Annotated in this window: 15 protein-coding genes; 8 read left to right on the forward strand and 7 right to left on the reverse strand. The window is 33.4% G+C overall.

Annotated features, from left to right (window positions below):
- Window positions 1-78 precede the first annotated feature (78 nt).
- The gene (locus tag NPIRD3C_RS01295) at window positions 79-585 is read left to right on the forward strand and encodes a stage II sporulation protein M (RefSeq protein WP_237087743.1); all 507 of its coding nucleotides are present in this window, start codon (window positions 79-81) and stop codon (window positions 583-585) included.
- Window positions 586-667: 82 nt separating this feature from the next.
- Here NPIRD3C_RS01295 and NPIRD3C_RS01300 read toward each other — a convergent pair whose 3' ends face one another.
- A complete protein-coding gene (locus tag NPIRD3C_RS01300) occupies window positions 668-1,555 on the reverse strand; it encodes a hypothetical protein (RefSeq protein WP_148702486.1) in 888 nt (295 codons plus the stop codon).
- Between the two features lie 163 nt (window positions 1,556-1,718).
- Here NPIRD3C_RS01300 and NPIRD3C_RS01305 point away from each other — a divergent pair, with 163 nt between their 5' ends.
- A complete protein-coding gene (locus tag NPIRD3C_RS01305; RefSeq protein WP_148702487.1) occupies window positions 1,719-2,408 on the forward strand; it encodes a hypothetical protein in 690 nt (229 codons plus the stop codon).
- 31 nt (window positions 2,409-2,439) lie between these two features.
- On the opposite strand, the gene NPIRD3C_RS01310 is transcribed toward NPIRD3C_RS01305, so the two are convergent.
- Window positions 2,440-3,150, reverse strand: a complete 711-nt coding sequence (locus tag NPIRD3C_RS01310; RefSeq protein ID WP_148702488.1) for a hypothetical protein — start codon at window positions 3,148-3,150, stop codon at window positions 2,440-2,442.
- Between the two features lie 269 nt (window positions 3,151-3,419).
- Here NPIRD3C_RS01310 and NPIRD3C_RS01315 point away from each other — a divergent pair, with 269 nt between their 5' ends.
- Entirely contained in the window at window positions 3,420-4,409 is a 990-nt protein-coding gene (locus NPIRD3C_RS01315) for a cupredoxin domain-containing protein (protein WP_192827855.1), read from the forward strand.
- Here the strand turns inward: NPIRD3C_RS01315 and cbiE are convergent.
- Both cbiE and NPIRD3C_RS01325 read right to left on the reverse strand, forming a co-directional pair.
- Window positions 4,406-5,122: a precorrin-6y C5,15-methyltransferase (decarboxylating) subunit CbiE gene (cbiE, locus tag NPIRD3C_RS01320; RefSeq protein ID WP_148702489.1), complete on the reverse strand. Its 717-nt coding sequence runs from the start codon at window positions 5,120-5,122 to the stop codon at window positions 4,406-4,408. The genes NPIRD3C_RS01315 and cbiE overlap by 4 nt on opposite strands.
- A 2-nt stretch (window positions 5,123-5,124) precedes the next feature.
- Window positions 5,125-5,616: a hypothetical protein gene (locus NPIRD3C_RS01325; protein ID WP_148702490.1), complete on the reverse strand. Its 492-nt coding sequence runs from the start codon at window positions 5,614-5,616 to the stop codon at window positions 5,125-5,127.
- A 73-nt stretch (window positions 5,617-5,689) separates the two neighbouring features.
- On the opposite strand from NPIRD3C_RS01325, the gene NPIRD3C_RS01330 reads away from it, so the two are divergent.
- The gene (locus NPIRD3C_RS01330) at window positions 5,690-7,222 is read left to right on the forward strand and encodes a peptidylprolyl isomerase (protein ID WP_182126246.1); all 1,533 of its coding nucleotides are present in this window, start codon (window positions 5,690-5,692) and stop codon (window positions 7,220-7,222) included.
- Here the strand turns inward: NPIRD3C_RS01330 and NPIRD3C_RS01335 are convergent, their stop codons facing one another.
- Complete coding sequence (locus tag NPIRD3C_RS01335) at window positions 7,223-8,578, reverse strand: NAD(P)/FAD-dependent oxidoreductase (RefSeq protein WP_148702491.1); 1,356 nt, start codon at window positions 8,576-8,578, stop codon at window positions 7,223-7,225.
- Between the two features lie 73 nt (window positions 8,579-8,651).
- Window positions 8,652-9,317 carry an ACT domain-containing protein gene (locus NPIRD3C_RS01340; protein ID WP_148702492.1) on the reverse strand — a complete coding sequence of 222 codons (666 nt, stop codon included), beginning with the start codon at window positions 9,315-9,317 and terminating at the stop codon, window positions 8,652-8,654.
- Between the two features lie 104 nt (window positions 9,318-9,421).
- Between NPIRD3C_RS01340 and hsp20 the strand changes: the two genes are divergently transcribed.
- The 4 genes from hsp20 to NPIRD3C_RS01360 all read left to right on the forward strand — a co-directional run bounded on the left by hsp20 (window position 9,422) and on the right by NPIRD3C_RS01360 (window position 12,844).
- Window positions 9,422-9,919: an archaeal heat shock protein Hsp20 gene (gene hsp20 / locus NPIRD3C_RS01345; protein ID WP_148702493.1), complete on the forward strand. Its 498-nt coding sequence runs from the start codon at window positions 9,422-9,424 to the stop codon at window positions 9,917-9,919.
- Window positions 9,920-9,947: 28 nt separating this feature from the next.
- A complete protein-coding gene (locus NPIRD3C_RS01350) occupies window positions 9,948-12,083 on the forward strand; it encodes a CDC48 family AAA ATPase (protein ID WP_148702494.1) in 2,136 nt (711 codons plus the stop codon).
- 34 nt (window positions 12,084-12,117) lie between these two features.
- The gene (locus NPIRD3C_RS01355; RefSeq protein ID WP_048083098.1) at window positions 12,118-12,336 is read left to right on the forward strand and encodes a hypothetical protein; all 219 of its coding nucleotides are present in this window, start codon (window positions 12,118-12,120) and stop codon (window positions 12,334-12,336) included.
- 73 nt (window positions 12,337-12,409) lie between these two features.
- Window positions 12,410-12,844, forward strand: a complete 435-nt coding sequence (locus NPIRD3C_RS01360) for a coiled-coil domain-containing protein (protein WP_148702495.1) — start codon at window positions 12,410-12,412, stop codon at window positions 12,842-12,844.
- Between the two features lie 15 nt (window positions 12,845-12,859).
- Here NPIRD3C_RS01360 and NPIRD3C_RS01365 read toward each other — a convergent pair whose 3' ends face one another.
- Window positions 12,860-13,780: a transcription initiation factor IIB gene (locus NPIRD3C_RS01365; RefSeq protein ID WP_148702496.1), complete on the reverse strand. Its 921-nt coding sequence runs from the start codon at window positions 13,778-13,780 to the stop codon at window positions 12,860-12,862.
- Between the last annotated feature and the right edge of the window lie 13 nt (window positions 13,781-13,793).

The raw sequence follows: 13,793 nt of genomic DNA on the forward strand, positions 1-13,793 counted from the left end.
CTTACGCCGAACCCTCAAATATCATTCTAATTGTATTGTATTGTGAATAAATTTCGAATTTTATTATTTTTCATATTTATGGGATTTTTTACAGGTGCGTATCAAACTGGTTCAATGTCTACAGTAAGCCAAGAAGAGGCAAACACCTTCATGTCTGAATTTGAAGAGCTGATCCTAGATATTGATGCATTTGGAATATTTACTCATAACACGACAATTGCACTTCCAATGTTTATTCCAGGATTTGGTATTGGTTGGGGACTCTTTTCAGCTTGGTCTACCGGATTTGCATTTGCAGCTATTACCACAACAGCTCCGATTTTAGAAAATGTCCCTCCATTGGCCATCTTATTTTTATCCCCCTTTGGATTGATGGAGTTGACAGCATATTCTTTGGGAATCTCTAGAAGTTTTATCCTAATTAGAGCAGTTTTCAAAAAACATGATCTCAAACAATTCATCAAGCCCACTATAATCGAGATTGGAATTGTAATTGGATTGCTTTTGGCAGGAGGATATCTAGAATTTTACATGATTGAACTTGCTCAAGAAGAAGGTCTTCAAATGCCTGGATTTGACCTCTAATTCCTTCAGTAATTGCCTATTAAGTCTAAAATAATCTATATTTAGTATATAATATATATAATTTATATAACTTTAAATACATCTATTCTTTCTTAGATTCTTCATTCTTATCTGACTCAAACACTTTCTCAACTTTTTCAAATAATTTGACTGCCCATTCCCATTTGTATCCCGCATATGCAGCAATAGGTATCATAGCAAACACATTCTCCGTAGTGTTCTGGCTGGAAATACTGACTAATCCTCCATAAATCAAAATGTAGACAACAGCTCCCAAAATTCCTCCTAAAAATGGGGCACTGATATAATGTAGTCTCCAACCTTTTCTATAATGACTTCTAGCAACATTGAATCTTAATCCCCATAAACACCGTAAGATACTTCCAATTATTCCCCATACTACTACGTCTATTGCCAGTTTGTGTTCCTCTGATAGAATTTCTGATTTGATATAGTCATCCAAAGATAAATAATAAAAAACGAATATTGAAATCAAAACTCCTACTAAAAATATCCAAAGATGACCTGCGTATAGTCCTGAAAATCTCCAAACAGAGCCTGCCTTGTTTACTGCTTCAAAATACATATCCAAAGCTCTCTCTTGAAGATTTTCTGCCTCATCCAAATTAACAGATAATTCATTTCTTGCTTGCTTGATTAATTCTTGAATTTTTCCCCATGTTATATTGTTAGATTCGATTCCTTTTTGTTCAAACAATCCATTTTCAATCCCTGCCTGTAATCTTACTGAAACATTATCAATTAATTTTCTAATCTCTTTTTGTCGTTCAGGATCTATTGGATCATCTGACGAGTTGTCTGGAGGTTTGTTTGGTGGATTGTTTGAATTTGGTAGATTATTTCGTGGTATCGCCCCCTGTCTTTTTCTATATTTTGTATCTGTTTTTTCAAAACTTTCATCTCTACCTTCACTCATAGCTCCCATATACACTCGACCTTCTTTTTTCATAATTATGCTAACTTATAAGAAAGTATGAACATACTTAATTATGTTGGATAGAGACCCTAGTCAAAACGATGAACCTATGGCCGAAGGCGGAGACGGTTCTTAGTTTTATTTGAAAACAAAATTAATTTTAAAAAGACATGATGGTTACATAATTTCATAAACATTGGCAGATGAAAATTCATTCCTAATTGAAATCATTATTTCTATAGCAGTGTCAATTGGTGGAGGCACATTTCTTGGGTATGTCCTATCAGAAAGAAGTAGAGCCAAACAAGAAAAAGAAGACATAAAAAAAATTCGGAATCTAATCAAAACTGACTTTACAAGAATATACAAAGACACTGTAACTTGTACTGCTGGCTGTAACAAATTAGATGCCTATGCAGACGTAGCAATAGAAAATCTACTATCACGAAAGTATACGACCACCGATCTTTTTCTTCCAGCACACATAGAACTCAAATTTGCTTTTTGGGATACTATATTTACAAGTGGCTCTCTTATTCACTTTCCAGAGAAAGAACTTGAAGAACTTCAAACCACTGTAAACTTTCTTAAAAACATAGATTCGAGACTACAGACTGAAGAAAAAATCCATATGAAAGAAGCATACAAACTTCTAAAACAATATGAAAATTTGAAAAATGATGAAAATTTGAAAAAAAACCAAAATTTAGAAAAAAAAGAATTTGAAAAATTTATCCAATCTTATGCAGTTGGACGTAGTAATACTTGTGATAGTCTAAGAAAATGGTTTAAACTAATGAAACACAAAACTATTCAACCCAAATTTCCTGAAATTGAAGATTATTGGTCATACAGACAAAAAAATACTGAAACAAAATCAGCATAATCTCTATTAGACAGAAATTAAATAAATTGGCTTAATTTTCTAGAGATACTATTTTTTGATTAACAGAACGTAATTCTGGAATTAATCTTCCCACATTCTGAATCCATAAATCTAACCATTCTCTCTCAAAACTATATTGTACATCATCAAACTGCTTATGATTTAATAATAATCGATTAGTCTGAATAATTCCTAGAATCTCCTGATAAAGATCTGGATTTTTTATTTGTAAAAAGAAAATGTCTTTTTCAGTCCTATCTGAATATTCTAGAAAGCCACTAGTTCGTATTTTTAACAAGACATGCACCTTTTCAACCATTTTCTTGATTTCAGTCTGACTTTCTATCATTTCTACACATTCAAGATATCCTTTTATCATATCATCCAAATATTCATGACTCTTTGTCAGAATTGGAAAAATTATTGCTCTATTTTCGTCATTTTGTTTTTTTAAGCTTGAAACCCTTTCAAAAAAAGGAGATGATCCCAATATTGTTGCAATACCAATTGCAATATATCCAAACCCATCAGAACGTAATTTCTGTTCTTCTAATGAAAATTTTAATTCTGAAATTTGTTTATTTTCCGGTTCTGTTGCTAGAGAATTATAATCAATTTTTTCTTCATTTATGTACATTACAAACATTCCAATTGTAAGAAAACAAATTCCAATTACTAACAGAAACATGGCAACCCCAAATCTCCAATCTCTTGCCCAACTATCCCTTTCTTGAATACTCAAACTATTATCTTCATAAGAGATGAGAATTTAAAATGATTCTATGTTAAAATATTTTAGAACTATTGATTTCTTATGAAACTAATTGGATTAACCATTTAAAATTCAAAAGAACTTTTGAATGAATATCTTCATCTAATAAAGCAATTTATCCAAAAATTTGAATCTTAAATCAACAATTTAGCCTCAAAAATGGTGTTTAGATATACTATATGATACATCTAAAATAATTTAGTAGCAAATTATAAACCAAATTAGAAGACAAATCTATTGTGAAGTTAGCTGTATCGTTACTAACACTACTCATAGCTTTCTCAGGATATCTTTTCAATGAATCATTTGCAGAAATTTCTGAAAATCAACCCTTTCTTTTAGAGGGTTCTGGCTTTGCTGTAACTGAAGAACAAATTAAACTTACAGAAATTGATCTAGGATTGTCCACTCAAATGCAACGTGGAAGCTCAATCAACTTTGTAATCGATGATGGATTTGTTACACTTAATGATGAGGAATTTATAATCACAGAATTAGAAGGAAAATTTTTGCGCGAAGGCCGTTATATTAGAATTAATGGAAACATAGAAAGCTCTACTGGATTTGATACTACAATAAGCTTCTTTGGAAGATTGGTTGCAGAAAGTAAAGACGCAGCAGTTTATGGTTTTACTGGTAGAATTACAACACCTGATGAAACTCACAAGATAATTTATACTACAAAACTTTCTTCATTATCTAAAATTGATGTAGTAAAAACACCTGAGGAATCAAAAGAAATTACAATTCGTATTATCAAAGGAGCCTCTTTACAAGGTGGTTCTGATAGTTATATTGGATTATCTACTACCGGTTCAAATGCACAACGATTAGGGTATTTTTCATCTGAAAGAATATCAATTGGACCTGATACAACAATTAAAATTGTAAATGATGATGTAGTACCTCATAGTTTAGTTAGTGGTATTATAGTAGGCTCAGAAAGAAATCTTAATAACGGAAATATTTGTCGAGATGTTGATACATCTCTCGCTAAAGGATTTAGTACTTTTGGCGAACGTTCAGAAGTTTACAATTGTGATTTTGTTGTTGATGAACGAGTAGATACTGGTATGATCGCACCAGGAAAATCAGTCAACATAACATTTAGTGAAACAGGATTCTATAGATTAATTGATCCAGATTATGGTTGGATGAGAATTATAGCATATGTATTTCCCGATTCAGATAATTTACTTCTTAGACAAGGTCAGAATCTAGGAAATTAGTTTTCCCATTGCCATCTATAATTAATGTATGAATCTAGACTTGTTTGATTAAATACCATTACTGACAAATCCGAAAATTCTTTTCCTTCTAAATCTTTTACAGTCCCCTCAAAATTAGTTTCGTTTTCGGTGGTTATGGCTTCAAAAACATGGACCTTTATTTTTGCAGTATCAAAGCCATTTTCACGAAGGTAGACTGCAATTTCTGAAGGCATGAAATGTTTGTCTGGTTGTTTTGGCCAAGGCCTTGGAACTAAAACAACACTAAATCCATCAATCAATGCCTTTTGCAGCTCTAGTTTTTTATCTTCAATTGGGGTTGTTACATGCATTGTAATTACTTTGGATTTATCAAGTGGTACTTGTGCCCTTGATGCTGCTACTTGGATTGAACTGATTCCTGGAACAATCTCCACCTTACCAAAAATTTCAATCAATCTATCAACAACTTCAGATTCTGAAAAATTTACGTCACCAGTAAATGGTATTACCAAAGTTTTACCTCCTAATTTTGGAAGAATATTTTGATATGATTTTTCCTGATCACTCATAGTAATTTCATGAACCTCTTTGCCTTGAAGAAGATGCTCAATTGTTTTTAGGGTATATTTGTAACCAATTACAATGTCACATTTTTGAATAATCTCTTTGACAATTTCAGTTACATATTTCGGTGAGCCTGGGCCTACACCTAAAGCGAAAACTTTTCCCAATTTTACTTTGTAAACTTCTGCCTGTCTTTAATATATTGCACAAATGGTGCCCAGTCTACCTTCATGTATTTTGTAGGCTCTTTTGCAGGATATTTTACCCAATCTTGTGCAATTGAATACTGAAATTTTTCTTTTTTCCCATTTTTTTCATATTCTAACTGTAAAACACTACCCCAAGTTTTTTCCTCAAAACTAATACTGGAAATATCATCGAACACTAACTCTACATTTCTTTCGTCCTCTACATCATTCATCAACTCTTCTTCATCATATCCATCATGACGAATCATTGTATTTTTTGATTTGATAAAATTGATTACTTGTCTTTGAGTAATTGCCTTCCACCATTTCATCTTAGCTTCAGTTTTATGAATAAACATTAGATGTCTATCCGTTAGAACTAACATCCCTTCTTTGCCCCCAACCGAGAAAAATTTCCTTGATTCTCTCCACACTGAGACAATATGTGCCTGAATCTTTTCATCAGGTTGCATATCGTCTAATCTATCTGACTTTGTTAAAAACTAATACAATTGGCTTTTAAGTAAGGCACCTAGACAAAAAATATTGAATAAGATATTTCTTACAATAACTATTTCATTATTTTTTATTGGATTTGGAACTCAAGGTTGGGCTCAAATCGAACTTAATCATATACAAATAATGGATCCAGTAGTAGTTATTGAAACTGAACTTGGAAAAATTGTAATAGGATTTTTCCCAAACGATGCTCCGAATCATGTACAAAATTTCATTAAATTAGCTCAAGGAGGATTTTATGACAATACACTTTTTCATAGAATAATTCCAGGATTTATGATTCAAGGTGGTGATCCAAATACTATTGATGGTGATCCAAGTACATGGGGAACTGGCGGTCCAGAAGAAAGATTGGATGCTGAATTTAACACAATAAAACATAATCGTGGAATTGTTTCTATGGCAAGATCTGCTGATCCAAATAGTGGAGGCTCACAGTTTTTTATAGTTCATCAAGATTCTAATTTTCTTGATGAACAATATAGTGTATTTGGAAGAATTGTAACTGAGGAAAGCTTTGAAACACTTGATAAAATTGCATCTGTTCCTACTGGGGATAAAGACATTCCTCTAAATCCAGAACAAGTTAGAATTACCAAAGTTTCAGTTGTGCCACGTTCTGAAATTCCTGATATACTTGAATTAACAGAGCCTGAGCGAATACAAACTAGTGTTTTACCACCTACTGGAAACCAACAATTTGAAAGTGAAGAGTATGATATTACGTTTAATATGCCTGAAGGCTGGCTCTTACAACAACCAGAAAAAACACAAGAAAACTCACCTGATTTTGTTGCAGTAGGGCCTAAAATTGGAGAAATGAACCCTGTCTTTTCTCTTACAATTATCCCTACTAATCAAAAAAGTATGGATGATCTAATTTCTGAAAAAATTGAACAATTAACCCAAGTTATTGAAACGGGACAATTGAATCTAATCTCAAAGGAACAAACTACAATTAATGGAAATGATGCATATGTAATTAATGCAGAAGGGATCTTTTCTGCTAACAATCAAACTTACAATGTAAAATTTAAGGAAGTGATGATTTATGATTCAGATGATTATTACACTTTTTCATATAGTAATGGAATAGATGATTTTGATTCTCAACTTGAAAGATTTGATGAAACAATAAATTCTTTTAAAAAATTATCTGAGGAATCCCCAACTAATGGATCTGATGAAAATGGTGGGTGTCTAATTGCAACTGCTACATTTGGTTCTGAAATGGCGCCACAGGTTCAAAAACTAAGAGAACTTAGAGATAACACTATTCTTGCAACAGAGTCAGGAACTACATTTATGAGTGGATTTAACCAACTGTACTATTCATTTTCTCCTATGATATCTGATTTAGAGCGTGAATCCCCACTATTCAAAGAAATTGTAAAATTATCAATCACTCCGATGTTGTCTACTCTTTCACTACTAAATTATGTTGAAATTAATTCTGAACAAGAAATGATCTCTTATGGTGTAAGCATTATTCTAATGAATATTGGAATGTATTTTGCTGCACCTGCAATAATCATCTATAAAATTAGAAAATTAAACTAACTACCAAACATCATCGACTTCATCAAGTACTTTGTATTCTTTTTCTGGCTCACGTCTCATGAATTTTAGTCTAGAAATATCTCTATCAAAAATTGCATCAGCTGTCCAGTCTAAAAATACTCTAAATCGTTTATCCCATGTTGGAATTTTGGAGAGGTAAATGTTTCTCCAAAGGAACCATGCAAAGATACCGTGAATATTCATCCCTAAAAATGATGCAATACCTGTTCTCTTTCCAATAATTGCCATCTGGCCTTTTGATTTATACAAGAATTCTGTTTTTTCCTTATTTCTTATCAGGGCATAAAGATTTTTTGCTGCAATCTTTGCCTGAGCTTCTGCAATTTGTGCAGTTGGTGCAAATGGTCTTTGAGTGTTAGGGTCCATAAATAATGCACAATCCCCAATTGCAAAAACACCTGGAAAATCATTTACTTCCAAATTCTTATCAATGATAATTTTTCCTTTGTCTGTTTTGAATAATGATCTTTTGATAGTATTAACCGGTGTAACACCTGCAGTCCATATTACAGTCTTTGATTGAATTGAACTTACGATCGAATCATCTACTGCATCTTTATCAACATCTAACCTCTTTATCATGACTTCATCACCATTAAAACTAGTAACAGCTGTTTGCAACTTTATTTCAATTCCATGTTCTGTTAGTTTTTCTTGTGCAAATTTTGCAAGGCTTTCAGAAAAACCAGGTAAAATGTTTGGTAATGCCTCTAACACAACAACTCGAATATCTTCTTTTTTGATATTTGGGTAATATTTTCTAACATCTAACAAAAGATCCATTATTTCTCCTGCTGTCTCTATCCCTGCAAACCCCCCTCCAACAACAACAAATGTTAGAAGACTATGTTTTAGAATTGGATTAGTTTCATTTTCTGCCTGCTCCAACATGTCTATCATTCTATTTCTAACCATGACTGCATCATTGAGCGTCTTCATCTGGTAGGCATTTTTCTCAAGATCACTCATTCCAAAAAAGTTGGTTTCACTTCCTAATGCTACAACAAGAAAATCATAATGAAGTGAAATGCCTCTCTTATTTCCACTTCCCCACAAATTTACAATCTTCCCATAGGGATCAATATTTTTGACTCTGCCTTCATAGAAAATTGCTTTTTTTGTAATTGTTCTAATTGGCATTACAATATGTCTAGTTTCAATCATTCCAGATGCTACTTGGGGCAGCATTGGAGTAAACAAAAGAAAATTATCTTCACTTACTAAAACAATCTCAATTTCTGACTCATTTTTGAAATATTCCTCTAATTGCCTAGTACATTGCAAGCCTGCAAAACCCCCTCCTAGAATAACAATTTTCTTCTTATTTCGGGCCATTTGCTTTACCCATAAAAATACTGAATATATCCTATGAGTTTATTTCTCATAAAATATGAGTGCGTACCTGTTATTAGGCCCTCATAATATCTGAATGTAAAATCTCATATGCCCTTGATGCGTCTTTTTCATTCAGAATAATTATGATGTTATCCTGGCTGAAAAAAGCATTAACTAGTTCGATGCCATTTGCATGTAAAACTTCTGCGACATAAGAAACCACATCTGACTGATTCTGTGAATTTGGTATTGTGATCTTAATTTTTGCAAGACCTGTACTGAACACATTTTCTCTATCTGAAACATTATCAAAAATTTGCCTAATGTCTTCCATATCTTCTGTGAGAAACCTAAAGGAGTCAGACATTCTAAAAAATTCATAATTATTAGTAATCTTTGAGAATTTATCCAAAATCACCATTGGATCCATTTGATTAGAATCTTTAATTGAAAATTTAATATCCATTATTCCATCAGTTAATGCCAATCTAGCATTCTTCAAAACCGACTCTTCCTTTACCTCTTCTTTAACTTCAAATGAATCTGCATATCTCTTAATTGCTACAACAATTGTATTGAGGTTAACACGATTTCCAAGAATTCTTTCTATCTCTGGTTGGATCTTTACTGCTAATGCTGTGTAATTTATCAAATCCATCTTCATACAATCATAAATTGAACGATTTCTAGTGATTATCTCTCTGACTACTTCAGGCACAGACATACTGGCAACTCTCATTAAGATTATTATATAATGTCAGTTATAATAGCATTATGTAAGAAATCAAAGAAATATCAATAATCTTTATATAATGTCATATACATTACATATTATAGGTGAATATGACAATGTTCTTTGATAGCGAAATTGATAGAATCTTCAAAAAAATGTCAAGATCTTTTTTTGATACGGATGACATTTTTGAGGAATTCAATAGAAATGGTTCTGAATCGGGTCCATTTTACTATGGTTACACCATGACCGTAGGTCCAGATGGGAAACCAATTGTAAAGGAATATGGAAATGTCAAACCAGGCCAACTTCCAACTTCTGATGCACGAGAACCAATCGTTGACACAATTGTTGATGAAAAAGACAAAGTCGTAAAACTCATAGCTGAGATGCCAGGAGTTGAAAAGACTGATGTCAAAATTGTTGTTGACAACAAGGTTGTAGATCTTTCTGCAGAACATGGTGATAAGAAATATCATGCAAAAGTTCCACTACAACACAAAGTTGATGAGAATTCTGCAAAGGCTTCCTACAAAAACGGAATTCTACAACTAGTCTTCAAATTAGTTGAAGAAAAACCTACGGGTAAAAAGGTGGAGGTTGAATAAACCCCCCAAAAATTTTTGAGGTGAGAAAATGAGTGAAATTATTTTAAAAGTTGATGAAATTCCACAACAACATGTTGGTAGAGGAAGAGCCATAGTTGATCCGAAAATTATTGAAGATCAAAATTGGAATACTGGACAAATCTTAGAATTAACATATAATAAAAAAACACATGTAAAACTTTGGCCAGGAAATCCTGAAGATTATGGAACTGGAATTATCAAAATTGATGGAATGACAAGGCAAAATATTGGTGCAGGTATTGGTGATAAAATCTCATTAAAATCAGTTTCAGCTGCAAATGCAGAACAAATTGTTTTATCTCCTACTGAAAAAATTTCAGCCGAAGGACTACAAGAGTATATGACTTATAATTATCTTAATCACGTTTTTACAACTGGAGATACACTATCTCTTAATACGCAGATGGGTGGACGAGTTCAATTTATTGTAACTAGCACAAAGCCATCAAAACCAGTAATTGTTACTGAAAGCACTGCATTCAAGCTTGGAACAATGACAAAGGCAGTTGATGCATCTGTTCCAAGAATAACCTATGATGAATTAGGTGGTCTCAAAAATGAAGTACAAAAAATTCGTGAGATGATTGAACTACCTATGAGACATCCTGAACTATTTGATAAAATAGGTGTAGAAGCGCCAAAAGGAGTCCTACTATATGGTCCACCTGGTACTGGAAAAACCCTTCTTGCAAAAGCAGTAGCAGGAGAAACTAATGCCCACTTTATCTCTCTAAGTGGTCCTGAAATCATGGGCAAATATTATGGAGAAAGTGAAGAAAAAATTAGAGAAATTTTCAAGCAAGCTGAAGAAAATTCTCCAAGTATTGTATTCATTGATGAAATAGACTCTATTGCCCCAAAACGAGATGAAGTCTCTGGAGAAGTTGAAAAGAGAATTGTTTCTCAATTATTGACACTGATGGATGGAATGAAATCTAGAGGTAAAGTGGTGGTGATTGCAGCTACAAACAGACCAGACTCTATTGATCCAGCTCTTAGAAGGCCAGGTAGATTTGATAGAGAAATTGAAATTGGAATTCCTGATGATGAAGGAAGATTTGAAATTCTATCCATACATACACGTGGAATGCCAATTGATGAAAAAGTTGATCTAAAACAAATTTCAAAGACGACACATGGATTTGTTGGAGCTGATTTAGAAGTATTATCCAAAGAAGCTGCCATGAGATCACTTCGCAGAATTCTTCCTGAAATTGATCTTGATGAAGAAAAAATCTCATCAGAACTTCTTCAAAAGATTCAGATTACAAGTGAGGACTTTAGGGACGCACTAAAAGAGGTAAGACCTAGTGCACTACGCGAAGTCCAAGTGCAAATTCCTGATGTTGGTTGGGATGATGTTGGTGGTCTTGATGAACTAAAAGAAGAATTGCGTGAAGCAATTGAATGGCCAATTAAACACAAAGAAGCATTTGACTATGTTGATGTTGAAACACCAAAAGGAATCTTACTCCATGGTCCACCTGGAACTGGTAAGACATTGATTGCAAAAGCACTTGCAAAAATGACCGAGTCTAACTTTATCAGCATAAAGGGACCTGAATTGCTTTCAAAATGGGTAGGTGAATCCGAAAAAGGAGTCAGAGAGATTTTCAGAAAAGCACGACAAGCTGCACCATGTATAATTTTCTTAGATGAAGTTGATGCACTTGTACCACGAAGAGGTAGCGGCGGTTCTGAATCACATGTAACAGAAAGTGTGGTGTCTCAAATTCTAACTGAGATTGATGGTCTTGAAGAACTACATAACGTATTGATAATTGGTGCAACAAATCGGTTAGATATTGTAGATGAAGCCCTACTTAGACCTGGAAGATTTGACAGAATCATTGAAGTTCCAAATCCTGATTCTAAAGGAAGACGACATATCTTTGAAATTCATACCAAAAAGAAGCCTCTTGCAAGTGATGTAAACATTGCAAAACTTGTAGAGTTGACAGATGGATTCAGTGGTGCAGAGATTGCAGCAGTTGCAAATAGAGCAGCAATTACAGCACTTAAGAAATATGTTAGCGGAAACACACAAAATGTAAAAGATATCAAGATATCTCAGCAAGAACTAATTGACGCAATCGATAAAGTAAAGCCTCAAAAGAAAGAGGCTCACCCACTACTTCCATAAAATAGTCTAAATACTAAAGAAAATGAGAAAAAACATGAAACTGTATCTTGATTTTGACCCATGCCAAGAATGTAATACCATGATGGCAGAGCTAAGCAGTCCCGAGATGTTATTTGCTGATGAAAAAACTAGGGCAGATGAATCTGCAAAATTTCTTAGACACTTAACATACAATCACAACGAAGTGGTTCAAGCCGTAATGGATGATCTCCCAAAACAAAAAAGAGATCAAGAGCCTGATTTCTACAAGTAACCTTCTTTTTCATTATTAACAATGAATAATCATATTCATATACAAAATTACTTTAATCTTTTTGGGATAAAAAATGAAAATTAGTTTTGTGTTTGGATTATCTGTTATAGTAATGTCATTTGGCATGCAACCACTGTTTGCAGCTGAAACTGAGCAAGAACCAGAACCTCCAGAAATTCCTGGACCTTCACCAGAACCCAAACCAATACCGCTACCAGAACCAGAACCTGCCCCTAATCCATTTCCTGAAGAAACTGAATCAGAAAAAATTCAAAGGCTAACTGAAGAAAATGAAAAACTCAAACAACAAAACAAGAATCTTCAAGGCCAGATCTCTACTCTAAAGAATGAAAAATCGGGTTTGCAAGCCCAAATATCTGAATTACAAGAAAAGATAAAGAGTCTAAAAGAAATTACAATGGAACAACTTCGTGTAATCATGGATTTAGTAAATCAACTAAAAGAAGTATTTTATGAAAAAATAATTTCTCCTACAATTAACATGTAGGATATTTTGGACTTTTTACTCATCAAGCTTTAATGTTTTCTTAATCAACATAGCTCTGTTTCGTATTGTAACATCACTTACTCCTGCCTCTAATGAGAATTTTTTCTGACTGATTTTCTCACCATTAATTATACATGAGATGTATAATGATGCAGCAGCCTGTGCAACTGGATGCTTTCCAGCAGTGATCTTTTTTTCCTCACAGCGCTTTAGTATTTCAAACGCTCCTCGTTTGGTCTTTTCTTTCAAATTCATGTTGTTTGAAATTTTTGAGATAAATGAGGATGTGTCATACTGATTAAGATTCAATCCAAGCCTTTTGATTATGGTTCTCAAATCTCGGGAAAGTATTCTTCTTTCTACATTACCAGCATCTGCAATGTCGTCTAATGTTCGTGGAATATTGTTTTCTCTACATGCTGCATACAAAGAGGCTGAAATCAATGATGTCATTGTTCTACCTCGTGTTAATTTTGCACTAACTGTTTTTCTGTAAATATAGGCAGCACTCTCCACAACATTGTCTGGTATTCCCAACTTTGTCTTCATTGAATGAAGCAAAGTAAATGCCTTGCTCAAAGTAGCAGTTTTTCTTGATTTGCTCCTTTGATCCCATGTTCGGAGTCTATTGAATTCATATTTTGTTTTACTTGATAATGCATTTCCTGAAGAATCTTTGTTGTTTCCAATTATAGTTGATAGTCCTTTATCAAACATCGTTAGTGATGTTGCAGGACCTGTTCTCGTTTGCTTCATAAAGTCTTCCTGAGTGTAACCGTTGTTTTCATATGATGCGTCAGCTAAGTTTTGCACTAGGATAAGACCGCAACCCCCACAAACAATTTCTCCTCTTTCAGAATCTGTTATTGCAGGGTAGGTTTTGCAAGCGTCTAGTTTACACTTGACATCATAATCATTTGAATAATTTTCTACCACTGTTGCCTATTAT

The organism is Nitrosopumilus piranensis, from assembly GCF_000875775.1.
In the GTDB taxonomy this organism is placed as follows: Archaea; Thermoproteota; Nitrososphaeria; order Nitrososphaerales; family Nitrosopumilaceae; genus Nitrosopumilus; species Nitrosopumilus piranensis.